The following is a 25,649-nucleotide window of genomic DNA, read 5'->3' on the forward strand; positions in this document are numbered from 1 at the left end:
CCGCTCACGCCGCCGTGTGGGCCAGCCAGTGCTCGGCCAGGTCGCGGTCGCCGGTGACGGTGATCCGGTCGAGGGGCAGCCGCCTCGTGAACACCAGCAGCAGGTCGACGACCGGACCGGCCAGCGTCACGTCCGCGGTTCCCGTCGCGCGCTCCCACCGCACGCCGTCAGGGGTGCGGGTGATCAGCCAGCCCGGGCCCGCGCCGGGGTCGAGCGCGACGGTCTGGCCGGTTCCCCGCAGCTCGGCGAAGGCCGGTTTCAACGTCGCCGTGACCGGGTCGGACAGCAACTCCAGCCACTCGCTGATGCCGTCGGCCGCCAGGTCCGGCGCGACGTCGAACGCGCCACCCGTGGCGAGCGCGGCGTCCGCGTGGTGCACGGTGGTGTCGTGCAGCATCCGGCGCAGCCAGAACCTCGCGGGTCCGTCGCCGAAGAACGTCCACACCGGCCGGTCGCCCGCGGCCAGCACCGCGTCGGCGAGGTCCGCGGCGCCGTCGCGCAGCCACTCCGCCCACTGGCCGGGCTCACCGGGGTCGGCATCGAAGGGGTCCGGCACGGGGGTCGGCCCGGACCGGACGATGCTCGCCGACCAGCGGTGTGCCTGGCCGATGTGCCCGACCAGCACCCGCAGCGGCCACTCCGGGCAGGTGGGCACCGTGGCGTCCGGATCGGCGTCCGCCACCGCTTTCGCGAATCCGGCAGTGTGTTCGTGCAGTCCCTCGGCGAGTCTTTCGTCGTCCATGGCCGTACCGTAGGAATTCCACCCGGCTGGAGGTTCAACCGATGGTGACCGGGACCACATTCGGGATCGGCGACCTGGCGAAACGGACCGGCGTTCCCGTCCGCACGATCCGCTTCTACTGCGACGAGGGACTGCTGGAGACCGTGCGCAGCGGCGGCGGCCACCGCCGGTTCGACGCGACCGCGGTCGAGCGGCTCAACCTGGTCCGGCGGCTGCGTGGCCTGGGCCTGGGCCTGCGGTCGATCACCGACGTCCTGGCGGGCCAGCGCTCGCTCGACGAGGCCGTGGCCGCCGAGCGCGCGGCGCTCGACCGCGAGGTGGCGACGCTGGTCTGGCGGCGTTCGGCGCTGCGCGCCGTCGAGGAGGCGCCGCCCGCCGACCGGGCCGGCAGGCTCGAACTGCTGGCCGCGGTCCAGGACGGGTTCGCCGCACACGACATCCTCGTCCGGCTCTGGCGCCCGATGACCACCGGACCGATCCCACCGGACACCGCGAGCATGTTCCTCGACATCAGCGCGCCGCGGCCGCCGGAGCTGCCGACCCCCGCGCAGGTCGTCGCGTACGCCGAACTGGTCCGGCTCGCCGCCGACCGGGCGCTCGCCCGGGACCTGCGGGCCAGCACGCTCGTCGACCACGAGCGGATCGCCGACCTCGGTGCGCTGCATGCCGCCGTCGGCGCCGCCTGCGAGCTGGCATCCCCGCAGGTGGCGGCCGGGGCTCCGCCCGCGCCGGGCGCCGCGCTGGACCGGTTCGTCGCGGCCCACGCCACCGCGCTCGGCACCGCCGACACCCCGGAGTTCCGGCGGAGGCTGAACCGGCGCACCGCCGCCGACCGGCAGCCGCGCCTGCGCCGCTACTGGCACCTCGCCGGCGAGATCACCGGCGAACCCGCGCCGACGGGCGTCACCCACACCTGGCTGCTCGACGCCCTGGACCGCTCGGTGGCCTAGTTCGGCCCTCCGAACAGCCGCTGAGGACGATGTCCGAGAATCGGGGGGTCGACCCCGGCCGTAAGGACCAGCATGAAAGACCTCACCGCGCTACGTGACGAGTACCAGCAGCTCCAGGCCACGGGCCTCAAGCTCGACCTGACCCGGGGCAAGCCCGCGCCCGCGCAGCTCGACCTGTCCAACGCGCTGCTGGATCTTCCGGGCTCGGCCGAACTCAAGGCCGCCGACGGGACCGACATCCGCAACTACGGCGGCCTGCAGGGGCTGGCCGAGCTGCGTGCGATCTGGGGCGACGTCCTCGGCATCCCCGCCGGTCAGCTCGTCACCGGCGGCAACTCCAGCCTCGCGCTGATGCACGACTGCGTGGTCGCCGCGCTGCTCACCGGCACCACCGACGGACCGGCGTGGGCGGGCCAGAGCATCAAGTTCCTCTGCCCCGCTCCCGGCTACGACCGGCACTTCGCCATCTGCGAGCGGTTCGGCATCGAGATGATCACCGTGCCGCTCACCGACGACGGCCCGGACCTCGACGAGGTCCGCCGGCACCTGGCCGACCCGCAGGTCAAGGGCATGTGGTGCGTGCCGAAGTACAGCAACCCGACCGGCATCAGCTACTCCGCCGAGACCGTCGCCGAGCTGGCCGCCATGCCGGCCGCCGCGCCGGACTTCCGGCTGTTCTGGGACAACGCCTACGCCGTGCACCACCTCACCGACGACGAGGTGGAGATCGCCGACGTGCTGAAGCTGGCCGCCAACGCAGGCAACCCGGATCGCCCGTTCGTGTTCGCCTCGACGTCGAAGATCACCCTTGCCGGCAGCGGTATCTCGTTCTTCGGCGGCTCGGCGGCCAACGTGAAGTGGCTGCTCGGGCACCTCGGCAAGCGCACCATCGGCCCGGACAAGGTCAACGAGCTGCGGCACGCCCGCTTCCTGCCCGACGCGGACGCCGTCCGGGCACACATGCGCAGGCACCGGGAGATCATCCAGCCCAAGTTCGACGCCGTTCTGTCCATTCTGGACGAGGAGCTGGGTGACGAGAAGGGCGTGACCTGGACCCGTCCCGCCGGTGGTTACTTCATCAGCCTCGACGTGCCGGACGGCTGCGCCCGCCGGGTCGTCGAGCTGGCCGCCGAGGCCGGGGTCAAGCTCACCCCCGCCGGTGCGACGTTCCCCTACGGCGACGACCCGGCCGACCGCAACATCCGCCTCGCGCCGACGTTCCCGACCCTGGACGACGTCGAGGCCGCCACCCGGGGGCTGGCCGTGTGCGTCCGGTTGGCCGTCAGCGAACGCGCCTAGAAATCGTTTGTCCTGGTCGCACGCACGTCGTTAGCGTGCGACCAGGATGACGAAACTGGGGCGGGACTTCACGAAGTTCTGGACCGCGAACGCGGCCACCAACATCGGCGACGGCGTCGCACTCGCGGCGGGGCCGCTGCTGATGGCTTCGCTGACCGACGATCCCCGGCTGGTGGCGGGCGCGGTGTTCGTCCAGCAGCTGCCGTGGCTGCTGTTCTCGCTGATCAGCGGTGTGTACGTGGACCGGCTCGACCGGCGCAAGCTGCTCGTGCTGGTCAACCTGTTCCGCGGCGTGGTGATCACCGGACTCGCGGTCGCCGTCTGGTCCGGCAACGCGACGGTGTGGGTGGCGTACCTGGCGTTCTTCCTGGTCGGCACGGCGGAGACGCTGGTCGACAACGCCGCGGGCGCGATCCTGCCCAGCCTCGTCCCCGACGCCGCGCTGCCGAAGGCGAACGCCCGGCTGGTCGCGTTGAACCAGGTCGCCAACCACTTCGTCGCGCCTCCACTCGGGGCGGCACTGTTCGCGCTGGCCGCCGCGGTGCCGTTCGGCGTGAACGCCGTGGGGTTCGTGGTCGCGGCGCTGCTGCTGGCGACCGTCCGCGGCGGTGCCCGCACCGTCGAGGAACGGCCGCGACGGCCGATGCTCACCGAGATCGGCGAAGGCCTGCGGTACCTCGCGCGGCACCGGGTGCTGCGGATGCTCGCGCTGTCGATCTGCCTGATGAACGTCACGCTGATGGCCGCGTTCGCCATCCTGGTGCTGTACGCGCAGCAGCGGCTCGGCCTGAACGAGATCGGCTTCGGCCTGCTGCTGACCGCGATGGCCACCGGTGGCCTGCTCGGCGCCGGTGCCGCGACCTGGCTGCGGGGCCGGTTCTCCGACTCGGCGCTGCTGCGGGTCGGACTGATCATCGAGACGGGGACGCACGTGCTGCTCGCCATCGCCGAGACGGCGTGGCTCGCGGTGCCGACGATGGTCGTGTTCGGCTTCCACGGCGCGTTGTGGGGTGTCGTCGGCATGACCTGGCGGCAGCGGGTGGTGCCGGAGCATCTGCGTGGCCGGGTGAACAGCGTCTACCTGCTGTTCTCCGTCGGCGGCGCGGCACTGGGCAGCCTGGTGAGCGGGCCGATCGCGGCCGGCTACGGCATCACCGCGCCGTTCTGGCTGTCGGCGTGCGTGATGGCCGTGGTGACCGCGGTGGCCTGGCGGGCCTTCGGCCGCCACCTGCTGGTCAGGGCCAGCGCCGCTGCGGAGGGCGAAGCCGTTCCAGGGTGAGCGCCATGCCCAGGAGCGCCGGATCGGTGAAGCGGCGGCCCGCCAGCTGGACACCGACCGGCAGGCCGGCGTCGGTGTGCGTCCAGTTGACCGACACCGCGGGCTGGCCAGACATGTTGTACGGCACCGTGAACGCGATGTGCTCGAACGGGCGTGCCGGATCGTTCGTCGGTGACGCCCAGTCGAACGGCGGCGGGGGCACCGGGCTCACCGGCGACAGCACCGCGTCGAACCGCTCGGTCGCCCGCAGCGTGGCGACGCTCATCTCGTCGATCCGCGCGTAGCCGCGGTAGGTCTCGACACCGGACAGCTCGGCACCGCGAGCGGCCCACTCGGCGATGTAGGGCAGCACCATGGCCCTGCGGGACGCCGGCAGGGCCGAGATGTCCGACCAGGCACGCACCCGCCAGAACCGGTCGAGCCCGTCCAGCATCTCGCGGTTCAGGAACGGTTCGACCGGCTCGACGACGGCCCCCTCCCCGGCCAGCGCCTCGGCGGCGGCGGTCACCGCCGACGCGATCGCGGGGTCCACCGGCAGTCCGGCCCCGGCGTCGAGCTGCAGACCGATCCGCAGCCCGCGCAACGACGGCTCACGCGGTGTCCAGTCCAGCTCGGCCGGCGGTAGCGCGAGGTGGTCACGGGGGTCCGGGCGGGCCAGCACTCCCATCAGCAGCGCCGCGTCGGCGACCGTCCGCGTCATCGGGCCGATCACCCTGCCGCGGTAGGCCGGGTCGACCGGCACCCTGCCGAACGTCGGCTTCAGGCCGACCACACCGCACCAGCCCGCCGGCAGCCGGATCGAACCACCGATGTCGGTTCCGACGTGCAGCGGTCCGTAGCCCGCCGCGGCGGCGGCCCCCGCACCCGCGCTGGATCCGCCCGGCGTCAGTTCCGGTGCCCACGGGTTGCGGGCCGCCGCGTGGAAGCTGGACAGGCCGGACGTGAGCATCCCGTAGTCCGGCATGGTGGTCTTGGCCAGCAGGACCGCACCCGCCTCCCGCACCCGCGCCGCGGCGGGCGCGTCCCGTTCGGCCGGCACCAGCTCGGTTGCCGCCGTTCCCAGCGGCGTCGGGACGCCCGCGCTGGCGATGTTCTCCTTCAACGTCAGCGGGACACCGTCGAGCGGGCCGAGCGGTGCGCCCTCCCGCCAGCGTTCCTCCGACGCCTTCGCCTCCGCCCGCACCCGGCACGCGTCGAACGCGTACAGCGCGCGCAGTTCCGGCTCGCGGCGCTCGATGGTGGCCAGCACCGATTCGGCCACCTCCACCGGCGACAGCGTTCCCGCCCGGTAACCGTCGAGCAGCTCGACGGCGGTCAGCTCGTTCATCAAAACCTCCTACGAGGCCGGGGGTTCGTAGCGCCCGTCGACCGCGGTCCACCCGCCGTCGACGGCCAGCACGGCCCCGGTCACGAAGCTCGCCGCGTCGGAGGCCAGGTACACCACCGCTCCGGCCAGCTCGCTCGGTCGCGCCCACCTGCCGAGCGCGCTCTTGCTCGCGTACGCCCGGTACCACTCCGGGTCGCTCTTGATCTGCGCGGTCAGCGGCGTCTCGACCACACCGGGTGCGATCGCGTTGACCCGAACACCCGCCGGCCCGAACTCCGCCGCCGCGGTACGGAACAGCTGCACCAGCCCGGCCTTCGTCGCCGCGTACACGCCCTGACCGGGTTCGACGGTGGTGCCGCGGATCGACGAGAAGCCGATGATGCTGCCGTTCCCCCGGTCCACCATCGGTGCGCCGAACGCCCGCAGTACCTCGAACGTGGCACCCAGGTTCAGGCCGATGACCCGGTCGAACTCGTCCCTGCTGTAGTCGAGCAGCCGCTTGCGCACGTTCGTCGCCGCGGTCAGCACGACGACGTCCAGCTCGCCCAGGTCTTCCGCCGCCCGCACGACGGCCTCGGTGTCGAGCAGGTCGACCTGGTAGGCCTCGCCGACTCCGGTCTCCTTCGCCGCGGCCAGGTCGCGGTCGGCACACACGACGTCTGCGCCGTGTGCGGCCAGCGCGCGGGCGGACTCGCGGCCGATGCCGCTGCCCGCGCCGAGCACCGCGACGCGACGGCCGTCCAGGCGGAACAGGTCGGCGTAGTTCACGGCCGGATCACCGCCATCCGGGTCACGGTCAGCTCCTCGACGGCGAACCGCGGGCCCTCCCTGCCGATGCCGGAGTCCTTCACCCCGCCGTAGGGCATGGTGTCCGACCGGAAGCCGGGCACCTCGTTGATCACCACACCGCCCACCTCCAGCCGGTCCAGCGCGGCGAACGCCGTGTTCAGCGACCGGCTGAACACGCTGGCGTGCAGCCCGTACCGCGACGCGTTCACCACGTCGAACGCCTCGTCCACTGTGGACACCCGGCGCAGGCACACCACCGGGCCGAACACCTCCTCGTCCCAGCAGTCGACGCCGTCGGGCACGTCGGTGAGCACGGTCGGCGCGATCACCCCGCCGTCCACGGTGCCGCCCGCGGCCAGCCCCGCCCCCGCCGCGACCGCCGCCTCGATCCAGGACAGCACCCGGCTCGTCGACCGTTCGTCGATCAACGCGGCCACCCGTGTCGCGCGGTCGCGGGGATCGCCGACGACGACCTCGGGCAGCCGCGCCACGAGCCGCTCGGTGAACGGCTCGGCGATCTCGTCGGCGAGCAGTACCCGCTGCACCGAGATGCACGCCTGACCGGACGCGTAGAACCCGCCGCGCAGCACGGCGTCGACCGCGGCGTCCAGGTCGGCGTCGCCTGCGACGACCAGTGCGGCGTTCGAGCCCAGCTCCAGCAGCGTCTTGCGGGGCGCGGCGTCCCGCGCGATCCGGTGCCCGACGGCGGCGCTGCCGGTGAACGACACCGCACCCACCCTCGGGTCGGTGACCAGCGCTGAGCCCACGGCGACGTCGCCGGTCACCAGCTGCGCGATCTCCGCGGGCGCACCCGCCGCGGCGGCGGCCTCGCGCACCAGGTGCAGCAGCCACAGCGTGGTCAGCGGGGTCGACGGCGCGGGCTTGCAGACGACCGGGCAGCCCGCGGCGATCGACGGCGCGATCTTGTGCGACGCGAGCAGCAACGGGTAGTTGAACCCGGCGATGCCGACGACAACCCCGATCGGCTTACGTGTCCAGAACCCCACCAGCCCGTCGCCGGAGGGCAGCAGGTCCAGCGGCACCGTCTCCCCGTGCAGGCGTGCCACCTCCTCGGCCGCCGCCTGCCAGGTGACCAGCGTGCGGGCCACCTCGACCTCGCAGTCCACCAGCGGCTTGCCGGTCTCGACCACCAGCAGCCCGACCAGATCGTCCCGCCACTGCTCCAGCCGCCGCGCCACGCCGGTCAGCACGTCCCGGCGGACCCGCGAGGACAACTCGCCCACCTGACGCCGGACCCGGACGGCGTGATCGATCGCGGCCCTCGCCAGCTCGGCCGTGCCCACCGGGGCCTGGGCGACCACCGTGCCGTCGTAGGGGAACACCACCGGCTCGGTGTCCGCTGTGGACACCCAGTCGGGTCCGACGGGCAGGCCGGCCGGGTACGGCGGCTGGAACATCAGGAACCTTCCCTCCAGGAGGCGAGCACCCTGCCGAGATCGGGTGCCGCCGCGATCAGCTCACGCGTGTACTCGTGCTCCGGCTGCTCGTAGACCCGCTCGACCGGGCCGAGTTCGACGATCTCGCCACGGCGCATGACGGCGACCGTGTCGCAGACGTGCCGGACCACCGACAGGTCGTGCGAGACGAACACCAGCGTCAGGTCGAAACGCCGCACCAGGTCGTCGAGCAGGTCGAGGATCTGGGCCCGCACCGACACGTCGAGCGCGCTGACCGGCTCGTCGGCCAGCAGCACGCTCGGCCGCGGGGCGAGCGCGCGGGCGATGCAAATACGCTGCCGCTGGCCGCCGGAGAACTGGTGCGGGTACCGCGCGCCGGAGTCGGCCGGCAGGCCGACGGCGTCGAGCAGCTCGGCGACCCGCTCCGCGCGGCCCGCTCCACGCAGCGGCTCGGCGATGATGTCGCGCACCTTCATCCGCGGGTCGAGCGAGCCCATCGGGTCCTGGAACACCAGCTGCAGTTCCTCGCGCAGGAACCCGAGCCGCCGCTCCGGCAGGTCGTCGATCCGCCGGTCGCGGAAGGTGATCCGGCCCGACGTCGGCCGGTCCAGCGCGGCGAGCAGCCGCACCAGCGTCGACTTGCCCGAGCCGGACTCGCCCACGACGCCGAACCGCCGGCCGGCCTCGACCTGGAACGAGACGCCACGCAGCGCCTCGGTGCCGCCGCGGTAGGTCCGGCGTAGGTCGGTCACCTCGATCACGACGCCCTCCCCGACAGGTCCGACGCAGCGAGCAGCATCCGCGTGTACTCGTGCTCCGGCGCGGTGAACACCCGCCGTACCGGGCCTGCCTCGACGATCCGCCCGTCCAGCATCACCAGCACCCGCTCGCACAGCCCGGCGACGACGGCCAGGTCGTGCGTGATGAACAGCAGCGCCGCGTCACGTTCGCTGGTCGCCCGCTCGATCAGGCGCAGGATCCTGGCCTGCACGGTGACGTCGAGCGCGGTGGTCGGCTCGTCGCAGATGAGCAGCGCCGGGTCGTTGGCCAGTGCGATGGCCAGCACGACGCGCTGCCGCTGGCCGCCGGAGAGCTGATGCGGGTAGGACCGCGCCAGGTCGGGCAGGCCCATCCGGCCGAGCAGGTCGGCCGCCCGCTCGGTGGCCGCCCGTTTACCGGTGCCGTGGATCCGCAGTGCCTCGGCGACCTGCGCGCCCACCCGCATCGACGGGTTCAACGCGGTCATCGGCTCCTGGAACACCATGGCCACCTCGCGGCCGCGCAGGCGGGACAGCTCCCGTTCCGGCAGCCCGAGCAGCTCACGCTCGCCCAGCCGCACCGAACCGGTCGCCGCCAGGCCGTGTGGCAGCAGCCCGAGCACCGCCGACGCGGTCAGCGACTTGCCCGAGCCGGACTCGCCGATCAGCCCGACCCGTTCGCCCCGGTCCACCGCGAACGACACGGTGTCCACAACGGACAGTCCGCCCGCGGTGACCGTCAGGTCGGTGACTTCGAGCAGGCTCACCGGCGCACCTCCCGCAGACGCGGGTCGAACCGGTCCCGCAGGCCGTCGCCGAGCAGGTTGAACCCGAGCACGGCCACGGCGATGGCAATGCCCGGCACCAGCGCCAGGCGCGGTTCGACGGCCAGCAGTTCCTGCGACTCCTGCAGCATGCGACCCCACGACGGCGTGGGCGGGCGGGTACCGAAGCCGAGGAACGACAACGCCGCCTCGGCCAGCACGGCGATGGCGAACGACACCGAGGACTGCACGATGATCAGCCCGGAGATATTCGGCAGCACGTGCCGCCAGGCGATGTACCAGCGGGACCGGCCCGCCGAGCGGGCGGCGAGCACGTACTCGGTGCTCATCACGCGCAGCGTGCCGGAGCGGGCGATGCGCGCGAACGACGGGATGGTGGCGATGCCGATGGCCAGCATCGCGGTCAGCGTGTCGGCACCGAACACCGCGCCGAACAGGATGGCCAGCAACAGCGCGGGAAACGCGAGCACCAGGTCGTTGACCCGCATCACCAGCTCACCGAGCCACCGCGACGACATCCCGGCCAGCACGCCCAGCGGCGTCCCGATGACGGCGGCGACGCCGACCGCGACCACGCCGACGTAGAGCGTCGTGCGGGCGCCGACCATCAGCTGGCTGACGATGTCCCTGCCGAACCGGTCCGTGCCGAGCAGGTGATCGCCGGTCGGCCCGACGAGCCGGACGGCGGCGTCGACCCGCAGCGGATCGTGTGGTGTCCACAGGAACGACACGACGGCGGCCAGCACGACGAGGCCGACGAGCACGGCGCCGGTCACCAGGTTCCCGTTGCGCCCGGTCACGCCGGCCCCCGCAACCTCGGGTCGAGCACCGCGTACAGCACGTCGACCAGGTAGTTGACCAGCAGCACGCCGACGACGAGCACCAGCACGATGCCCTGCACGGTCAGCAGATCACGGGCGGCGACGGCGTCCAGCAGCATGCTGCCCAGCCCGGGCAGGACGAACACCCGCTCGACCACCACCGCGCCGACGAGCAACGTGGTCAGCTGCAGGCCGAGCACGGTGACCACCGGGACGGCGGCGTTGCGCAGGCCGTGCCGCCACAGCGCGCGGCCCGGCATCAGCCCCTTCGAGCGGGCGGTACGCAGGTAGTCCTCGCCGAGGACGTCGAGCACGGAACTGCGGACGTAGCGGGTCAGCACCGCGCCCTGCACCAGGCCGAGCGACAGCGCGGGCAGCACCAGCCCGCGCAGGAACTCGCCGGGGTTCTGGGCCGGCGGCGTCCAGCCACCGGCGGGCAGCCACTGCAACCGGACGGCGAACACCTGCACCAGCAGAATTCCGGCGAGGAACGCAGGCACGGCGATGCCGAGCTGGGACGCGCCGGAGATCACCGCGCCACTGGGCTTGCGGTGCCGCGCGGCGGCCAGCGTCCCGAGCGGAACGGCGATCAGCACGGCGACCAGCATCCCGGCGCCGACCAGCCACAGCGTGACGCCGAGCCGGTCGGCCAGCTGCGGGCCGATGACGTCGCGGGTGACGTAGGAGCGGCCGAAATCGCCGGTCAGCACGCCGCCCATCCAGTCCAGGTACTGCGTGATCAGCGGCCGGTCGATGCCGAACTCCTGACGCGTCCTGGCCAGCAGTTCCGGCGTGGCGTTGACGCCCAGCGCGACCTGCGCCGGGTCGCCGGGCAGGACCGAGGTGAACACGAACACGACGATCGAGGCGGCCAGCACACTGGCCGCGAGGATCCCGGTGCGCCGGGCCAGCCGGGCGATCACGTGTGCCCCAGCGCGGTGAGGTCGAACGACTCGCTCACCTGGTTGCGGACGATGCCGGTGACCTTCTTCTTGGCGGCGACCACGTTGGGCACGAGGAACAGCCAGTTCGCCGCGGCGTCCTGGGCGAGCGTACGGGCGACGCGACGCATCACGTCGATCTGCTGGGCCGCGGTGCCGGTGTCGGCCTCGGTGAGCTGCGCGCGGATCCCCGGGTTGTCGTAACCCCAGTAGTAGGCGGGCCTGCCGAACGTCGTGACGTCGCGGGCCTCGACGTGCTGGATGATCGACAGGTCGTAGTCGTGGTCGGTGAACACCTGCTTCAGCCACACCGCGGGGAAGTCCAGCGGCTCGATGTTCACCGTGACGCCGACATCGGCCAGTTGCGCGGCCACCACCTGCGCGGCCGAGACGGCGTAGGGCAGATTCGGGATGCGCAGCCGCAGGGTCGGCAGCGGCCCGGCCTCGGCCAGCAGTGCCCGCGCGGCGGCCGGGTCGTGCGGCACCAGGCCGGACAGGTCCTCGTACCACGGGTCGGTCGGCGGGACCATGCTGCCGAGCACCGTGCCGCGGCCGGCCCAGGTCGTGGCGACCACGGCCTTGCGGTCCACGGCGAGGGTGAGCGCCCTGCGCACGCGTGGGTCGTTCAACGGCGCCTTGGCGTTGTTGTAGGCCAGCACCACCTCGCTGTTGGTGGAACCCTGGGTGACGGTGAACCGGGTGTCGGCCTCGAACTGCGGGATGGAGTCGGGTGCGGCGATCGTGATGACGTCGATGCCGTTGCTCAGCAAGGCGTTGTTGAGCGCCGTCGGGTCGCGGTAGTACTTGAGGTACACCGTGCGGTAGGCGGGCTCGGGCCCGCGGAACGCCGGGTTGGCGCGCAGGACGATCGAGTCGCCGCGCCTGCGGGCGGCGACCTGGTAGGGACCGGTGCCGACGGGCTGGTTGGCCAGGTCGGCGACGCCGGTGGGGCTGAACATGATCCCGACCCTGCTGGTCATGTCGAACAGCCAGTTGTTGCTCGGCCTGCTGAGCACCACCCTGGCGTGCAGCGGGTCGACGACGTCGACCCGGCTGACGACGTCCATCTTGGACTTGAGCGAGATCGTCCAGTCCGTCTTCACCCGCATCAGCGAGAACCGGACGTCCTCGGCCGTGAACGGCGCGCCGTTGCTGAACCGCACGCCCGGCCGCAGGTGGAAGTCGTAGACGGTGCGGTCCTGGCTGACCGTCCAGCGCTGCGCGAGCAGTGGCTGGACGCGCCCCTCGGCGTCGAGCCGGACCAGGCCCTCGTAGACGTTGTAGAGCAGCGCCTGCGGGATGGCGACCCCGTCGCTGCGGGTGAGGTCGAAGCTGGCCGGCTCGGCGGTGAAGCCGACCGCGAGCGTGGAGCCGTCGTCCGGCACGGTGGCCGACGACCCGGCCGAGCAGCCCGCGAGCACCAGCAGCAGCGCCAGGGCCGCGGCGGGTACTCGGCGCTTCATCCGAACTCCTAGCCAGTCTACTGGTCGGACCAGTAGGCTTACACCGGTCCGCTTCGTCGTCAAGGGGTAGAAACGCCATGCAGTTTCAGCCGGTGGCTCCCGTGCACGCCTACCAGCACGTGGTCGACCAGGTGGAGCAGGCGGTGTTCACCGGACGGCTGAAGCCGGGCGAGCGGCTACCCAGCGAGCGCGAGCTGATGAGCCAGTTCGGGGTGAGCCGGTCGACCGTCCGGGAGGCACTGCGGGTACTGCAGGCGGGTGGGATGGTCCGGTCCCGGCCGGGCGACCCGCGTGGCCCCGAGGTGCTGCCCGCGTCGCCCGGTGTGCTGCACAAGTCGATGCACCGGCTGGCCAGAGCGGACACGCTGAGCCTGGCGGAGCTGCTGCAGTTCCGGATGGTCGTGGAGGGCGCGGCCTACGAGCTGGCCGCGAACCTGCGCACGTCCGAGCAGCTGGCGGAACTGGACGCCGCCATGGCGGCCATGCGGGCGGGCGCCGAGCGCGGGTTCGCCGAGTACAGCCGGGCGGACCTGGAGTTCCACGAGATCGTCGCGCGGGCCACCCGCAACACGCTGCTCGTGGTGTGCGGCGAGGTCGTCCGCGGCGTGGTACTGGACCTCATCGAGGAGACGTTGTCGAAGGCCGACGACCGGTCCGCGTTGATGGCGGCCTGGCTGGAGCACCACGAGCAGGTGCTGGACGCCGTCCGCCGCCAGGACGGCCCGCTCGCCGCGCGGCTGGCGAGGCAGGCGCTGTACGACAGCTACGCCGGGCACGTCGCCGAGGCCGACCGGCCGATGTTGTGGCCACTGCTCGATCGGGCACCCGAAGGTGACGACTCGGTGTAACCCACTGCCACTACCGGGGCAGTCCTCCTACGCTCTTCCGCATGACTGCGAGGGGTGAGGTCGGTCTGTGCCTGTCCGGTGGCGGCTACCGGGCGATGCTGTTCCACGCGGGCTCGCTGCTGCGGCTCAACGAACTCGGCTGGCTGCCCAGGCTGCGGGTGATCTCCAGCGTGTCCGGCGGGTCGATCGTGGCTGGCGTGCTGGCGAAGGCGTGGAACGACCTCGACTTCGTCGACGGCGTCGCGACGGATCTGACCCGGCGCGTCGTCGACCCGGTGCGGTCGCTCGCGTCGAGGAACCTGGACATCTGGGTGCCGCTGCGCGGGATGCTGCGGCCCGGCCGCAGTGTCGGCGAGGAGCTGGCCCGCAGCCTGCGGCGGCACCTGCTCGGCGACTTCCTGGTCAACCAGCTGCCGTCGACGCCGGAGTTCGTGTTCAACGCGACGAACCTGTGCAACGGCGAGACCTGGTGGTTCTACAAGGACAAGGAGGCGGCGACGGCCGAGGGGCCGCCGATCGGGCTGGCCACCGCGGTGGCGGCGTCGTCGGCGTTCCCGCCGATCCTGTCCCCGATCCTGGTGCCGACCAGCGCCGCCGAACAGGCCAACGGCATGCCGGAGAAGGCCGTGCTGAGCGACGCGGGGGTGTACGACAACCTCGGGCTGGATCCGGTGCTGCGGTACTGCGACACGGTGCTCGCCAGCGACGCCGGGCTGCGGCTGAAGACCGTCGACAAGGTGGCGAGGGACTGGCCACGGCACCTGTACCGGGTGCTGGGCACCATCGACAACCAGGTGCGCACGCTGCGCAGGCTGTCCCTCGTCAAGTCCTATGTGGACGGCAAGCTGGCCGGTGCGTACTGGTCCTGCCACAGCGAGCTGGACGACTACGGCGTCGAGGACGCCCTCCCGGCGCCGGTCGAGCACTCGTCGGCGCTGGCTGTCACCCCGACGCGCCTGCACCGGATGAAGCCGGTGCTGCAGGAGCGGCTGATCAACTGGGGCTACGCGGTGACCGACGCGGCGATGCGGGCCCACGTCGTCCCGGAGGCGAAGGCGCCGAGCGACTTCCCGTACCCCGGCGCCGCGCTGGGTTGACCTCTACATTAGTTGAGCTTCTACCGTCGTCGGCATGCCATTCACCGAAGCCGAACGGGCTTACCTGGGAAGCCAGCCGCTGGGCAGACTGGCGACGACCGGGCCCGGCGGAGCACCGCAGGTCCGGCCCGTTGCCTTCCAGTTCAACGACGACGGCACGATCGACATCGGCGGCCCGGACAACGCCGCCAGCCAGAAGTACCGCAACATCAAGGCGTCGCCGGAGGTGTCGTTCGTCGTCGACGACATGACGCCGGACGAGCCGGGTGCGCTGAAGCCGGGCTGGGGTCGCGGGATCGAGATCCGCGGCAGGGCCGAGCTGGTCACCGTCGACCCGCCACCCATCGCGCCGGACTTCTTCACCCCGGACGTCATCCGCATCCACCCGAGGCGGGCGGTGTCCTGGCACATCGAGCCGTCGAACCCGGACCTGCACGCCCGCGACCTTTAGGACAGCGTGCGCTCCAGGTCACGCCACAGATCCTCGGGATCTTCGAGGCCGACGCTGAACCGGATGAGCCCGGCCGGTACGTGACTGTCGCCTGCCAGCGCCGCCCGGCGCTCCACACTGGACTCGACGCCACCGAGGCTGGTGGCGTGCTGGATCAGCTGGAAGCCGCGGCAGGCGCGGTCGGCGGCAGCGCCGTCGGCCAGTTCGAACGCGATCATCGTGCCGCTGCCGGGGTAGCGCACCCGCCGCACCGCGGGATGCCCGGCGAGCCGCTCGGCGAGCAGCGCCGCGGTGGCCGACGCCTCGGCCAGCCGGACCGGCAGCGTCCGCAGGCCACGCAGCGCGAGGAACGCCTCCAGCGCGCCGGGGGTGGCGCCGTTGCGGGTGCGGGTGTCCCGCAGCCGCTGTGCCAGCCCGCCGTCCCGGGTGACCGTGACGCCGAGCAGCAGATCGCTGTGCCCGCCGATGAGCTTGGTCGCGCTGTGCACGACGACGTCCGCACCGAGTGCCAGCGGCTGCTGCCCGAGCGGGGTGGCGAACGTGTTATCGACCACCAGCTGCGCCCGTCCCCGCGCGACGGCGGCGATGTCGATGACGTCCAGCGTCGGGTTCGTCGGCGACTCCAGCCAGACCAGGTCAACCTCGTCGGCGGCCCGCAGCCAGTGCTCGGTGTCGTCCGGCTCGACCCTGGTGACCTTCAGCCTGCCGGTACCGGCGGCGTGGTCGAGCAGCCCGCGGGTGCCCGCGTAGCTGTAGACGGGCACCGCGACGTGGGCGCCGACCGGCAACAGGTCCAGCACGGCGGCCGTCGCCGCCATCCCCGACGCGAACGCCGTCGCGTTCCCGCCCTCCAGGACGCCGAGGGCGTCCTCGAACGCCTCCCAGCCCGGCGTGCCGTCCTCCCGGGAGTACGCCCGCTCGGTGCCGGCGTGGAAGTTGCTGGCGGGCGTGAGCGGCGTGTTCAGCGGTTCGCCCTCGGCCTGCGGCCGGCCGGCGACCACGGCCCGGGTGCGGGGCGACCAGTCGTCGAGATCCATGCCCGGCAATCTAACCTCCGCGGTCTACGTCAGGTGCCGTACGCCGCGGATACCGCACCGGGCAGACGCCGCTACCCCTGCGTCGCTGCGAGCCTCGCCTGCATGACGAAACGCAGATACCTTCCGATACTCGGGGCCGCGGCGGCCATGCTGACCGCGGCCGCCATGGTCGCCACACCGGCCGTCGCGGCCGATCCGGTGGTCCGCATCGGCGATGGCGCGCTCCGCGGCAGTGCCGGTGACGGAGTCCACAGCTACCTCGGCATTCCCTACGCCGCGGCGCCGGTCGGCGAGTTGCGCTGGCGGGCACCGCGACCGCCGGAGCCGTGGCAGGGGGTGCGGGACGCGACCCGCATCGGCTCGCCATGTCCGCAACTGGACACCCGCCACCAGCCGCCGACGCTGGTCGGCAGCGAGGACTGCCTGTTCCTCAACGTCGACGTTCCCGCGAACGCCCGCAAGCCCGTTCCGGTCATGGTGTTCATCCACGGTGGACTGATCGGCGGGCAGGGCGGCGCCTACGACCCCGGACGCGTGGTGCGCCAGGGCGAGGTCGCCGTGGTCACGATCAACTACCGCCTCGGCGCGCTCGGTTTCCTCGACCACCCCGGCCTGCGGGACCCGTACTCCGGCAACTTCGGCATCGCCGATCAGCAGGCCGCGCTGCGCTGGGTACGGAACAACATCGGGGCATTCGGTGGCGACCCGCGCAACGTCACGCTGTGGGGTGAATCCGGCGGCGGGTTCAACACCTGCGCGCAGCTGGCCTCGCCGTCGGCACGCGGGCTCTTCGACAAGGCCATCGTGATGAGCGCGCCGTGCGGCAACGAGCTGTTCACCCGCGCCGGCGCGCGGCGCACGGGACTCAAGACCGCGGCCGATCTCGGCTGCGGCGACGCCCGGCACGCCGAGGAATGCCTGCGGGACAAGCCGTTCGCCGAGTTGACCGGGCTGTACCAGGGCCAGCACGGACCGCTGCACCGGCGGATCACCGGCCTGCCGTGGCTGCCGGTCACCGGTACGCCGGCCGTGCCGTTCCAGCCGCTGACCGCGCTGCGCGTCGGCGTCAACCCGGTGCCACTGCTGCACGGCGGCACCCGGGAGGAAGCCAACGCACTGGTCGCCAACAACTACGACCGCAAGGGTCACTCGCTGACGGCCGCGCAGTACCCGGGCGTGGTGCGGGACCTGTTCGGCTCCGACGCCGAGGCCGTCCTGGCCCGCTACCCGGCCGCGAAGTACTCCTCACCGGGTGTCGCGCTGGCGACGATCCTGAGCGACGAGGGCCGCGCGGTCGGCGCCTGCGGTCAGCTGCCCGCCAACGACGCCGCCGCACGCCGGGCACCGGTGTACGCCTACGAGTTCGCCGAGCCGTCGCCCGAGGTTGTCGGCGAGATCCCGATCGCGGCGTCACACGGCGTGGACATCCCGTACTTCTTCAGCGGGCGTGGATCGGCGAAACCGCTGCCACCGCACATGAAGCCGCTGTCCGAGCAGCTGATCGGACACTGGACGGCGTTCGCCAGGACCGGCGACCCCGGCTGGGCGCGCTACCGCGACGGCATCGCCCAGTCACTGGCCGCCGGCCACAGCGGACCGGTGGACGTCGCCCGCAACCACCAGTGCGGGTTCTGGCGGACTAGGTGACGGTGCGCAGCACGGCGGCCACGCCGGCCATCCCGGACCGGCGTGGGTGGTAGCTGGCGGCGGCGAACAGGTTCGTGTCCTTGCCCTGGATCCACGCGGCTGCGCCCGGAGCGCAGGCGTCGTGGCCCAGCGAGGCGGGATACATGTCGACGAACCTGGTCGCCCCGTCAGCCGCCGCCGCGTTCGCCAGCGCGGCGTTCAGTGCCTGCTCGACGCTGTCCAGCCAGCGCACGTCACCGTCGGCGAACGGCAGCACGCTCGGGCAGGTGCCCTCCGGCGGGGCGATCCGGGGGTAACCGACCAGCAGCACCTTGGCCTTCGGCGCCCGCTGGTGCACCCCGCGCAGCACCTCGGTCACCCGGACCTGGGTCTGCTTGATCCGCTCCTTGATGGTGTCGACGCCGTTCACCGTGTACTTGTCCTGGCACGGCGAGCCCGCCGGATCCTGCTCGCGCAGCCCCGGGCAGGTGCCGACCAGGTCGCCGAACACCCCGAAGTCGTTGCCGCCGATGCCGATGGTCACCAGATCGGTCGTCGACCGCAGCGCGGAGAACTGCGGCGGGTTCCAGCCCAGCGGGACGCTCTGACCGGTGGTCATGTTCGTGGTGTCCGCGCCACCGCAGCTGATGTCGGTGAAGGCACGCACCCGCAACGCCCTGGCCAGCATCGACGGATAGTTGTCGGTCGAGCGGGCGCAACCCAGTGGGTCGAGCCGCTGGAACGGGATGAACGGACCGGACGTGTACGAGTCGCCGAGGGCGACGTAGTGCCGGTACGGCGCCGCCGCCGCGCTCACCCCGGCGAACCCGGAACCGAACACCAGCAAGCCGGCGGCCACAGCCGCGAACCTCTTCAGAAACCGCATCGTTTCCCCTGCTCGGACGCGTGAACCTGGCGTGTGAGATATCGGCATGCCGCGGGCCACGCGGCAGGGACCATCCGGACGAACGGGCTGCTCCACGGAGTGAAGCAGCCCGTTCACCGTCAGCGTTTGGTGCGGAACTCCACCACCTGCTGGAACGTCGGCCGGTTCTGCGTGTTGATCTTGCTGTGGGTGATCCCGCCGAGCGGGCGGTGGATCAGCGCGTCGGCACACCACTGGTCACCGGCACCGCAGTCGGCGTCGCCCGGGTACACCTGGTTGACCGGCTGCGCGGCCGCCTGCTTCAGCGTGTCCAGCAGGATCTGCCTGCACGCGTTCGCGTCGCCGCCACCGCAGTACGTGGTGCCGAGCGGCCCGCTCACCTGGTCGCCGAGGACCGTGCGGATGTCCTTGTGCACGTAACCCCACCAGCCCGCCTGGTACGCCGAACCCTGGTGTGGCTGACCGACGTGCTTGCCCGGCACCTCGTTCTGCCAGCCCGACGGCGACTCGTTGATCTTCAGCACGTCGACCATCGCGTCGAACGCCTGCTTGCCCATGCCCGGCTCGAACTGCCCGCGGACGAGCAGCGGCCACCACGCGTCCATGATCTTGATGGCGTCCGCGTCGGCGTAGGCCTTGCTGCCCGGCTTCGTCTCGGCCCGCAGTGCGCCGCGGTCCCGCCACTCCCGCAGCTTCGTCACGGCCGCGGCGGTGGCCGGGTCGGTCACCGGAGCCCGGTCGATCAGCCGCAGCAGCTCCGGTAGCACCCGCTCGGCCCGCAGGTCGGCCAGTGCCGCCTCGGCCATGGCCTGGGTCAGGTTGACCCTGGTGACCTTCTTGCCGCCCGCGATCAGGGCCCGCACCCTGCTGTCGAGCAGGTCACCTCGGTGCACCGAGGACTTCTCGTAACCGCCCGCCGCGTAGTCCTTGGCCTGGGCGTTGTTCCAGCTGATGTAGAAGTCCTGGTTGATCGAGTTCGGGTGCTGCTCGAACGGCGTGTAGTTCGCCCGGTTGCCGTCCGGGTTCCAGCCCTGCCAGTCGAAGCCGGCGTCGCCGCGGATGGGCATGGCCGGGTCGACGACCGGGTTACGCACCGGGTTGGCGCCCGAGTTGAAGTACGCGGTGTCCTTCGCGTCGGCGTAGAACCAGTTGAACGTGTAGTTGATCTTGTGGGCGGCGCGCTGGAAGGCCGCGGCCGACGTGATCGCCGCCGGGTCGTTGATCTCCTGGAAGCCGATCAGCGAGTCGATCTCGTTCAGGTACGTCGACCGCAGCGACGCGTAGGCCACCGGCTTGCCGTCGACCAGCGCGCGATGGGTCACCGGGCCGTAGGCCGTGCGGTAGGCCCGCAGCGTGTACGAGCCCGCGGGGGTGCCGTCGGCGACGGTCGGCTTCCACGAGTTCTGCCGCTCGACGACGTCCATCGGCAGGCACTGGCCACGGAAGCGGTAGGCGTTGGACTCCTTCGTCGGCGTGCCACCGTTCGGCTCACACAGCTCGACGGCGTAGGTGTCGATGATGTCCTGCGCCGAGGTCGTCGCGCTCCACGAGTAGTCCTGTCCCCTGCCGAGCAGCACGTACATGCTCAGGCCCGCGAACGACGCGCCGCGAGCGCTGATGCCCGGCCCCTGCAGTTCCTGCAGCATGAGCAGCTGCGGTGCGAAGTAGCCGGTCTGCGGGCCGAACACCGCGACCGGGTTGCCGCTCTCGGTGTGCTTTCCGGAGACGACGAGGGCGTTGGACATGCCGTGCTTCTCGGACAGCAGGTTCGCCGGCAGCACACCGTCGGCGAACTCGCCACGCAGCGGCTCCTGCTCGGCAGGCGCCGGCACGCGCACCTGCGCGCCCTTGCCGCCGACCTCGTCGAACACCGTCTGCTGCGGGGTGACCGAACCTGGCTGCGGCATCGCCCTGCCCTGGGCGTTGGCCGGCGTCTTGCCGTAGGGGAAGGACTGCCCGTCGTGCAGCGTCCGCACGGTCTCCGGGTCGTCCTCGGCCCGCAGGCCGCGCCAGACCTCCTCGGCCTTCTCGACGCCGTAGCGTTCCTGCACCGCGAGCTTCGCGATGGCGGCCTGCACCTCGCCGCCACCACCGCCACCGAACTGCGCGCCGACGACCGAGGACAGCACCACGAGGTCGGTCAGCTTGAACGGCTCGATCCTGCCCGCGTTGGTGATCGCGTCGACGTGCCCGGTCAGCACGTACTCGCCGGGGAAGTAGCGGCCGTTGTACGCGGCGGTGATGTAGGCGTTGATGCCCGCGATGTAGTCGGTGGCGTCGGCCAGCCCCTGCTTGCCCCGCGGCCCGCTGTTGGCGACCCGGTCGACCTGCGCCTGCAGGTCGGCCTCGGTGTAGGGAGCGGCGCCGAAGAACTGCCGCTCCAGGTCGCGGTTGCCCTGGGCACCGCCGGCGAACGGCGACAGCTGCCCCCTGCCGACCCTGCGGAAGATGTCCATCAGCCACAGCCGGTCCTGCGCGGCCGCGTAGCCCGCGCCGAACTGCAGCCCGGACCGGGTGGTGCCGGTGATGTGCGGGACGCCGGTCGCCTTGTCCCGCACGATCGTGACGTCGGCACGCGGTTTGCTGGTGCTCTCCACCTGATCGGGTGGAACGCCGAACGACGCGTCGTTGAAGAACTTGTTGATCGTGGACGTGGTGAGCCCGCGATAGCCGGAGGCGAGGTCGGCGTACTTGCCGAGCTGATCGGCCGAGTGCGCCGGACGGGTGCCGAGCACCCGGTGGGCGAGGATCTCGGCGAGCGTGGCGTTTCCGTTCTGCCCCGGGGGCAGGATGTCGGCACACTGGTTACCGCAGTGATCGACGACGGCGGGCGCCGGAGCCGCCGCCGCGGGCAGCGCTGCCAGCCCGCCCGCGCCGAGCACGAGGGCCAGTGCCGTGGTCAGGATCCGTGAGGTCCGCTGCATCCTCGCTCCTTGGAAAAAGGTGACGCGGGGCACGTTACCCACGGGTCAATTAATTGTGAATAGGTTTCGCATTCGTTGGCCCTGATGGCGTACGCGCAACGTCGGTGCACGTCGCGTAGCGTGCGGGCGAGAAGCCGATCACGAAGGAGAGCATCCATGGCACCGCAGCGACCCGAGATCGACCGCCCCGAGGGCGCGCCGCCGGCCGAACTGGAGGTCGTCGACATCTCCGTCGGCGACGGACCGGTCGCCGAGGCGGGCAACGCGGTGTCGGTGCACTACGTCGGTGTGTCCTTCTCCACAGGCGAGGAGTTCGACGCCTCGTGGAACCGCGGCGCGCCGCTGGACTTCTTCCTGGGCCGCGGTCAGGTGATCCCGGGCTGGGATCAGGGCGTCCAGGGCATGAAGGTGGGCGGCCGCCGCAAGCTGACCATCCCGCCGCACCTCGCCTACGGCTCCCAGGGCGCCGGCAACAAAATCAAGCCGAACGAAACGCTCATCTTCGTGGTGGACCTCATGGCGGTCCGCTAACCTCCCCTGTGACACCCCTCCCTACCGGTGTCACAGGGGAACGCGATGTGGGGCGCGAACCCCAAACAAGGTGAAGGCCACCTTCATTACGTCTCACGTAATGAAGGTGGCCTTCACGAGCTTTGAACGAAAGCAACCACGCAGCCAAGGTGACAGACCGCACCGTGGGGGATTTGGGGGGCTCGGCCCCCCAACATGATGAGAACACCGGGAGGGAGGCGAGGCGCCAGCCGAGCCTCCCGAACACTGTGGGCGAGGAGGGAGTTGAACCCTCACGTCCTTTCGGACACACGGACCTGAACCGTGCGCGTCTGCCATTCCGCCACTCGCCCTGAGTCACTGCGACAGCTCGATGAGCGTATCAGGGGCCCGGAACGGGTTTTCCCGGGGGTCTGCTCGAACCCTCCGTACCCAGATAGGATCGGGTGCGGAAGCACACGTGTGAGGAGGCGTTGAACCGGTGGGCCGCGTTGAGCGTTTTGATCGACGCCTGGAGGGCCTGGTCGGCAACACCTTCGCGCGCATGTTCGGAGGCAATGTCGTCACCCAGGAGGTGGCGCAGGCGCTGGAGCGTGAGAGTGAGGACAACGTTCGTCAGCTGGCCGGAGGGCGTGAGCTGGCACCCAATCACTACATCGTGTCGTTGGGGCCCGCGGATCACGATCGGATGGCCGGGGACGAGCGTCGGGTCACCCGAGTGCTCGCTGACGCCGTGGCGGCGCACCTCGCCGAGCACGGCTGGGACACCTATGGTGACGTCGTAGTTTCGCTCGAGCGCAACGAGGCGCTGCATACTGGACAGTTCAAGACCCGCTCGTCCGTCGATCCCGATGTCACGGCCGCTGAGACAACGGCCGCCGACAGCGGAAGTCCTGGACGGTCAGCACGACCCAGCAACGCAGGAGACCCAGCAATGAGCCAGCCCCCCGGCTACGGCCAATACGACCAGGGTGACCCGTACGGCCAGCAGGGCCAGTACGGCTACGGACAGGGCCAACCCGGGTACGACCAGGGCGGCTACCAGCAGCAGCCCGGCGGCTACGACCAAGGCGGCTACCAGCAGCCCGGTTACGACCAGGGCGGGTACCAGCAGGGTGGTTACGACCAGGGTGGCTACCAGCAGCAGCCTGGCGGCTACGACCAGGGCGGTTATCAGCAGCCTGGCGGCTATGACCAGGGCGGCTATCAGCAGCCCGGCGGGTACGACCAAGGTGGCTACCAGCAGCCCGGCGGCTATGACCAGGGCGGTTACCAGCAGCCCGGCGGGTACGACCAAGGCGGCTACCAGCAGCCCGGCTACGACCAGCAGGGCGGCGGTGGCTACCCGCCCTCCGGCGGTTTCCAGCAGCCTGCCGACCCGTACGCCCAGCAGGGTGGCGGCTACCCGCCCCCCGGTGGCGGCCGTCAGCTCTCGGCGAGCCTGCAGCTCGACGACGGCTCCAACCGCACCTACTCGCTGAAGCAGGGCGGCAACGTCGTCGGCCGCGGCCAGGACGCCGACTTCCGGCTGCCGGACACCGGCGTCTCCCGCAGGCACCTGGAGATCACCTGGGACGGCCAGAGCGCGACGCTCGCCGACATCGGCTCCACCAACGGCACCACGGTCAACGGCACCCCGGTGCAGACCTGGCAGCTGGCCGACGGGGACGTGATCAGGGTGGGTCACTCCTCGCTGGTGTTCCGCACGCAGGGCTGACCGCAGCCTCTCAGGGCGCCTCCCGCAGAATGGAACCTGCGGGGGCGCTGCAACGCACCCGGAGCACCCGAGACAAGGCAGGAGCTGACACGCACAGTGCCAGAGCTGGTCGTTCAACTGACCAGGGTGGGATTTCTCATCCTGCTGTGGCTGTTCGTGCTGGCCGCGCTTCGGGTCGTCCGCTCGGACCTCTACGCCGCGTCCGGCCTGCGGGTGGCCCTGCCGAGTCTGCGCAGGGGCAAGGAGAAGAAGAAGCCGCAGCGCGGTGGCAAGGTGCCGCGCCAGATGGTCGTCACCCACGGCGCGCTCGCCGGGACGCGGATCGCGCTGGACGGAAGGCCCATCCTGATCGGCCGGGCCGACGACTCAACGCTGGTCCTCGACGATGACTACGCTTCGACCCGGCACGCACGGCTTTCGCTGCGGGGTGAGGACTGGTACGTGGAAGATCTGGGCTCGACGAACGGCACGTACCTCGACCGGGCTAAGGTCACAGCACCCCTCCGCGTCCCGCTGGGGGCCCCCATCCGGATCGGCAAGACGGTGATCGAGCTTCGCCCATGACCCTCGTCCTCCGCTACGCGGCCCGCAGTGACCGTGGCCTGGTGCGTTCCAACAACCAGGACTCGGTGTACGCCGGCCCTCGCCTGCTCGCACTCGCCGACGGTATGGGTGGTCACGCCGCCGGTGAGGTCGCCAGCAAGGTGGTCATCGCCTCGCTGGCTCCACTCGACGACGACGAGCCCGGCGACGACCTGCTCACCCAGCTGCGCGACGCGGTGGCGGCGGGAAACAGCGCGATCGCCGAGCTGGTGGCGAACGACCCCGACCTCGACGGCATGGGCACCACGCTGACCGCGGTGCTGTTCTCCGGTTCCCGGCTGGGTCTGGTGCACGTCGGCGACTCGCGTGCCTACCTGCTGCGCGACGGTCAGTTCACCCAGATCACCCGCGACGACAGCTTCGTCAACGAGCTGCTGGAACAGGGCCGCATCACCGAGGAGGAGGCGGCCACCCACCCACAGCGCTCGCTGCTGCTGAAGGCACTGACCGGGCACGAGGTGGAGCCGAGCCTGACCATCCGCGAGGCCAGGGCGGGCGACCGCTACCTGGTCTGCTCGGACGGTCTTTCCGGCATGGTCAGCGACGAGACGATGGCCGAGGCCATGCTCATCCGCGACCCGCAGGACTGCGCGGACCGGATGATCGAGCTGGCGCTCAAGGGCGGTGGCACCGACAACGTCACGGTGATCATCGCCGACGTCGTCGACGTGGATTTCGGTGAGGACGCCCCGATTCTCGGCGGCGCCGCCGGAGACGGCAGCGACGACTTCAACCACCAGGGCGACTCCCCCGCCGCGCGCGCGAGGGCGCTGACCGCCCCGCCGCCGCAGCCGCGGGCCGAGCAGTCGCCGCCTCCGCCGGACCCGAAGGCCAAGCGGCGCAAGTGGTTCAAGGCGTTCGTGATCGTCGCCGTGATCCTGGTGGTGCTGGCCGCCGCCGGCGTCGGCGTGCGGTACTTCGTGCTGAGCAAGTACTACGTCGGCGAGGGGCCCGACCAGGAGGTCGTGATCTTCCAGGGCGTGACGGGCAGTGCGCTGGGCATCGATCTGCAACGCCAGGTCGAGGGCTCGTGCTCGCCCGGCGCCGCGTTGTGCGACAAGCTGCGGCTGCCCGATCTGCCCGAGGCGTTCCGCGAAGCCGTCCGCAACGGTGTGCAGCGGGAGAACCTCGCCGCCGCCCGCAACTACATCGTCGAGTTGCAGCACAAGCGGCTGAAGGACTGCCCCGAGCCCATGACACAGGGCGGCGGCGCGCCGCCGGACCAGGGTTCGGGCGGCGGTTTCGTGGGCGGCTTCGTCCAGGAACAGCCACCACCGCCTCCGTCGTCGTCCGCTCCGGCGACCTCCAGCCCGGCAGGGCAGCCGGGGGTGGACTGCCGGCCACGTCCCGCGGGTGGCCGCTGATGTGCCGCCACGCG

The 25,649-nt window shown here is 71.5% G+C and carries 23 protein-coding genes and 1 tRNA gene; 11 read left to right on the top strand and 13 right to left on the bottom strand.

The features are described 5' to 3' along the window. Positions 1 to 4: 4 nt before the first annotated feature. Positions 5 to 742 (bottom strand): maleylpyruvate isomerase family mycothiol-dependent enzyme, encoded by a 738-nt coding sequence (locus EWH70_RS03270; protein WP_130473735.1) that lies wholly within the window; start codon positions 740 to 742, stop codon positions 5 to 7. 41 nt (positions 743 to 783) lie between these two features. On the opposite strand from EWH70_RS03270, the gene EWH70_RS03275 reads away from it, so the two are divergent. The 3 genes from EWH70_RS03275 (at position 784) to EWH70_RS03285 (ending at position 4,270) form a co-directional block, all read left to right on the top strand. After that, positions 784 to 1,692, top strand: a complete 909-nt coding sequence (locus EWH70_RS03275; protein WP_240686774.1) for a MerR family transcriptional regulator — start codon at positions 784 to 786, stop codon at positions 1,690 to 1,692. A gap of 72 nt (positions 1,693 to 1,764) precedes the next feature. Further along, positions 1,765 to 2,991 carry an aspartate aminotransferase type Ic gene (locus tag EWH70_RS03280; RefSeq protein WP_130473736.1) on the top strand — a complete coding sequence of 409 codons (1,227 nt, stop codon included), beginning with the start codon at positions 1,765 to 1,767 and terminating at the stop codon, positions 2,989 to 2,991. A 46-nt stretch (positions 2,992 to 3,037) separates the two neighbouring features. Beyond that, positions 3,038 to 4,270: an MFS transporter gene (locus tag EWH70_RS03285; protein WP_130473737.1), complete on the top strand. Its 1,233-nt coding sequence runs from the start codon at positions 3,038 to 3,040 to the stop codon at positions 4,268 to 4,270. Here the strand turns inward: EWH70_RS03285 and EWH70_RS03290 are convergent. The 8 genes from EWH70_RS03290 to EWH70_RS03325 are packed head-to-tail and all read right to left on the bottom strand — an operon-like array spanning position 4,227 to position 12,572. Next, positions 4,227 to 5,597 carry an amidase gene (locus tag EWH70_RS03290; RefSeq protein ID WP_130473738.1) on the bottom strand — a complete coding sequence of 457 codons (1,371 nt, stop codon included), beginning with the start codon at positions 5,595 to 5,597 and terminating at the stop codon, positions 4,227 to 4,229. The genes EWH70_RS03285 and EWH70_RS03290 overlap by 44 nt on opposite strands. Before the next feature lie 9 nt (positions 5,598 to 5,606). Next, the gene (locus EWH70_RS03295; RefSeq protein ID WP_130473739.1) at positions 5,607 to 6,365 is read right to left on the bottom strand and encodes an SDR family NAD(P)-dependent oxidoreductase; all 759 of its coding nucleotides are present in this window, start codon (positions 6,363 to 6,365) and stop codon (positions 5,607 to 5,609) included. Beyond that, positions 6,362 to 7,804, bottom strand: a complete 1,443-nt coding sequence (locus EWH70_RS03300) for an aldehyde dehydrogenase family protein (RefSeq protein ID WP_130473740.1) — start codon at positions 7,802 to 7,804, stop codon at positions 6,362 to 6,364. Before EWH70_RS03300 ends, EWH70_RS03295 begins: the two co-directional genes overlap by 4 nt. Then, complete coding sequence (locus EWH70_RS03305) at positions 7,804 to 8,565, bottom strand: ABC transporter ATP-binding protein (protein WP_130473741.1); 762 nt, start codon at positions 8,563 to 8,565, stop codon at positions 7,804 to 7,806. The genes EWH70_RS03300 and EWH70_RS03305 overlap by 1 nt, the downstream gene beginning before the upstream one ends. Beyond that, positions 8,562 to 9,305, bottom strand: coding sequence for an ABC transporter ATP-binding protein (locus EWH70_RS03310; protein WP_130474211.1), 744 nt, complete (start codon positions 9,303 to 9,305; stop codon positions 8,562 to 8,564). Before EWH70_RS03310 ends, EWH70_RS03305 begins: the two co-directional genes overlap by 4 nt. A 20-nt stretch (positions 9,306 to 9,325) precedes the next feature. After that, a complete protein-coding gene (locus EWH70_RS03315) occupies positions 9,326 to 10,147 on the bottom strand; it encodes an ABC transporter permease (protein ID WP_130473742.1) in 822 nt (273 codons plus the stop codon). Then, positions 10,144 to 11,091, bottom strand: coding sequence for an ABC transporter permease (locus EWH70_RS03320; protein WP_130473743.1), 948 nt, complete (start codon positions 11,089 to 11,091; stop codon positions 10,144 to 10,146). Before EWH70_RS03320 ends, EWH70_RS03315 begins: the two co-directional genes overlap by 4 nt. Next, positions 11,088 to 12,572 carry an ABC transporter substrate-binding protein gene (locus EWH70_RS03325; protein ID WP_130473744.1) on the bottom strand — a complete coding sequence of 495 codons (1,485 nt, stop codon included), beginning with the start codon at positions 12,570 to 12,572 and terminating at the stop codon, positions 11,088 to 11,090. Before EWH70_RS03325 ends, EWH70_RS03320 begins: the two co-directional genes overlap by 4 nt. Positions 12,573 to 12,649: 77 nt before the next feature. Here EWH70_RS03325 and EWH70_RS03330 point away from each other — a divergent pair, with 77 nt between their 5' ends. The 3 genes from EWH70_RS03330 to EWH70_RS03340 are packed head-to-tail and all read left to right on the top strand — an operon-like array spanning position 12,650 to position 14,968. After that, complete coding sequence (locus EWH70_RS03330) at positions 12,650 to 13,420, top strand: FadR/GntR family transcriptional regulator (RefSeq protein ID WP_130473745.1); 771 nt, start codon at positions 12,650 to 12,652, stop codon at positions 13,418 to 13,420. A gap of 41 nt (positions 13,421 to 13,461) precedes the next feature. Then, complete coding sequence (locus tag EWH70_RS03335) at positions 13,462 to 14,517, top strand: patatin-like phospholipase family protein (RefSeq protein WP_130473746.1); 1,056 nt, start codon at positions 13,462 to 13,464, stop codon at positions 14,515 to 14,517. Positions 14,518 to 14,551: 34 nt separating this feature from the next. After that, on the top strand, positions 14,552 to 14,968 hold the full coding sequence (locus tag EWH70_RS03340) for a PPOX class F420-dependent oxidoreductase (protein WP_130473747.1): 417 nt from the start codon (positions 14,552 to 14,554) through the stop codon (positions 14,966 to 14,968). Here the strand turns inward: EWH70_RS03340 and EWH70_RS03345 are convergent. Next, positions 14,965 to 16,005 carry a trans-sulfuration enzyme family protein gene (locus EWH70_RS03345; protein ID WP_130473748.1) on the bottom strand — a complete coding sequence of 347 codons (1,041 nt, stop codon included), beginning with the start codon at positions 16,003 to 16,005 and terminating at the stop codon, positions 14,965 to 14,967. The two genes, EWH70_RS03340 and EWH70_RS03345, sit on opposite strands and share 4 nt — an antisense overlap. 102 nt (positions 16,006 to 16,107) lie before the next feature. On the opposite strand from EWH70_RS03345, the gene EWH70_RS03350 reads away from it, so the two are divergent. Beyond that, entirely contained in the window at positions 16,108 to 17,652 is a 1,545-nt protein-coding gene (locus EWH70_RS03350) for a carboxylesterase/lipase family protein (RefSeq protein WP_130473749.1), read from the top strand. Here the strand turns inward: EWH70_RS03350 and EWH70_RS03355 are convergent. Both EWH70_RS03355 and EWH70_RS03360 read right to left on the bottom strand, forming a co-directional pair. Further along, positions 17,645 to 18,517, bottom strand: a complete 873-nt coding sequence (locus tag EWH70_RS03355; protein WP_130473750.1) for an SGNH/GDSL hydrolase family protein — start codon at positions 18,515 to 18,517, stop codon at positions 17,645 to 17,647. The two genes, EWH70_RS03350 and EWH70_RS03355, sit on opposite strands and share 8 nt — an antisense overlap. Before the next feature lie 119 nt (positions 18,518 to 18,636). After that, complete coding sequence (locus EWH70_RS03360; protein WP_130473751.1) at positions 18,637 to 21,441, bottom strand: penicillin acylase family protein; 2,805 nt, start codon at positions 21,439 to 21,441, stop codon at positions 18,637 to 18,639. A 156-nt stretch (positions 21,442 to 21,597) separates the two neighbouring features. Here EWH70_RS03360 and EWH70_RS03365 point away from each other — a divergent pair, with 156 nt between their 5' ends. Then, a complete protein-coding gene (locus EWH70_RS03365) occupies positions 21,598 to 21,972 on the top strand; it encodes an FKBP-type peptidyl-prolyl cis-trans isomerase (protein ID WP_130473752.1) in 375 nt (124 codons plus the stop codon). A 249-nt stretch (positions 21,973 to 22,221) separates the two neighbouring features. On the opposite strand, the gene EWH70_RS03370 is transcribed toward EWH70_RS03365, so the two are convergent. Then, a tRNA-Leu gene (locus EWH70_RS03370) sits at positions 22,222 to 22,304 on the bottom strand. A 128-nt stretch (positions 22,305 to 22,432) separates the two neighbouring features. On the opposite strand from EWH70_RS03370, the gene EWH70_RS03375 reads away from it, so the two are divergent. From EWH70_RS03375 to EWH70_RS03385, 3 genes are all read left to right on the top strand, one after another. Further along, positions 22,433 to 23,668, top strand: coding sequence for a DUF3662 and FHA domain-containing protein (locus EWH70_RS03375; RefSeq protein WP_130473753.1), 1,236 nt, complete (start codon positions 22,433 to 22,435; stop codon positions 23,666 to 23,668). A 96-nt stretch (positions 23,669 to 23,764) separates the two neighbouring features. Further along, positions 23,765 to 24,232: an FHA domain-containing protein FhaB/FipA gene (locus EWH70_RS03380; RefSeq protein ID WP_130473754.1), complete on the top strand. Its 468-nt coding sequence runs from the start codon at positions 23,765 to 23,767 to the stop codon at positions 24,230 to 24,232. Beyond that, the gene (locus EWH70_RS03385; RefSeq protein ID WP_130473755.1) at positions 24,229 to 25,635 is read left to right on the top strand and encodes a PP2C family protein-serine/threonine phosphatase; all 1,407 of its coding nucleotides are present in this window, start codon (positions 24,229 to 24,231) and stop codon (positions 25,633 to 25,635) included. The genes EWH70_RS03380 and EWH70_RS03385 overlap by 4 nt, the downstream gene beginning before the upstream one ends. Positions 25,636 to 25,649 lie beyond the last annotated feature (14 nt).

The sequence above is a fragment of the Amycolatopsis suaedae genome (assembly GCF_004214935.1).
GTDB lineage: Bacteria > Actinomycetota > Actinomycetes > Mycobacteriales > Pseudonocardiaceae > Amycolatopsis > Amycolatopsis suaedae.

Bases quoted from the DNA above. Each gene is read 5' to 3' on its own strand.
- EWH70_RS03270 (WP_130473735.1), bottom strand. From the start codon at position 742: ATGGACGACGAAAGACTCGCCGAGGGACTGCACGAACACACTGCCGGA.
- EWH70_RS03275 (WP_240686774.1), top strand. From the start codon at position 784: ATGGTGACCGGGACCACATTCGGGATCGGCGACCTGGCGAAACGGACC.
- EWH70_RS03280 (WP_130473736.1), top strand. From the start codon at position 1,765: ATGAAAGACCTCACCGCGCTACGTGACGAGTACCAGCAGCTCCAGGCC.
- EWH70_RS03285 (WP_130473737.1), top strand. From the start codon at position 3,038: ATGACGAAACTGGGGCGGGACTTCACGAAGTTCTGGACCGCGAACGCG.
- EWH70_RS03290 (WP_130473738.1), bottom strand. From the start codon at position 5,597: ATGAACGAGCTGACCGCCGTCGAGCTGCTCGACGGTTACCGGGCGGGA.
- EWH70_RS03300 (WP_130473740.1), bottom strand. From the start codon at position 7,804: ATGTTCCAGCCGCCGTACCCGGCCGGCCTGCCCGTCGGACCCGACTGG.
- EWH70_RS03325 (WP_130473744.1), bottom strand. From the start codon at position 12,572: ATGAAGCGCCGAGTACCCGCCGCGGCCCTGGCGCTGCTGCTGGTGCTC.
- EWH70_RS03330 (WP_130473745.1), top strand. From the start codon at position 12,650: ATGCAGTTTCAGCCGGTGGCTCCCGTGCACGCCTACCAGCACGTGGTC.
- EWH70_RS03335 (WP_130473746.1), top strand. From the start codon at position 13,462: ATGACTGCGAGGGGTGAGGTCGGTCTGTGCCTGTCCGGTGGCGGCTAC.
- EWH70_RS03340 (WP_130473747.1), top strand. From the start codon at position 14,552: ATGCCATTCACCGAAGCCGAACGGGCTTACCTGGGAAGCCAGCCGCTG.
- EWH70_RS03345 (WP_130473748.1), bottom strand. From the start codon at position 16,005: ATGGATCTCGACGACTGGTCGCCCCGCACCCGGGCCGTGGTCGCCGGC.
- EWH70_RS03350 (WP_130473749.1), top strand. From the start codon at position 16,108: ATGACGAAACGCAGATACCTTCCGATACTCGGGGCCGCGGCGGCCATG.
- EWH70_RS03355 (WP_130473750.1), bottom strand. From the start codon at position 18,517: ATGCGGTTTCTGAAGAGGTTCGCGGCTGTGGCCGCCGGCTTGCTGGTG.
- EWH70_RS03360 (WP_130473751.1), bottom strand. From the start codon at position 21,441: ATGCAGCGGACCTCACGGATCCTGACCACGGCACTGGCCCTCGTGCTC.
- EWH70_RS03365 (WP_130473752.1), top strand. From the start codon at position 21,598: ATGGCACCGCAGCGACCCGAGATCGACCGCCCCGAGGGCGCGCCGCCG.
- EWH70_RS03385 (WP_130473755.1), top strand. From the start codon at position 24,229: ATGACCCTCGTCCTCCGCTACGCGGCCCGCAGTGACCGTGGCCTGGTG.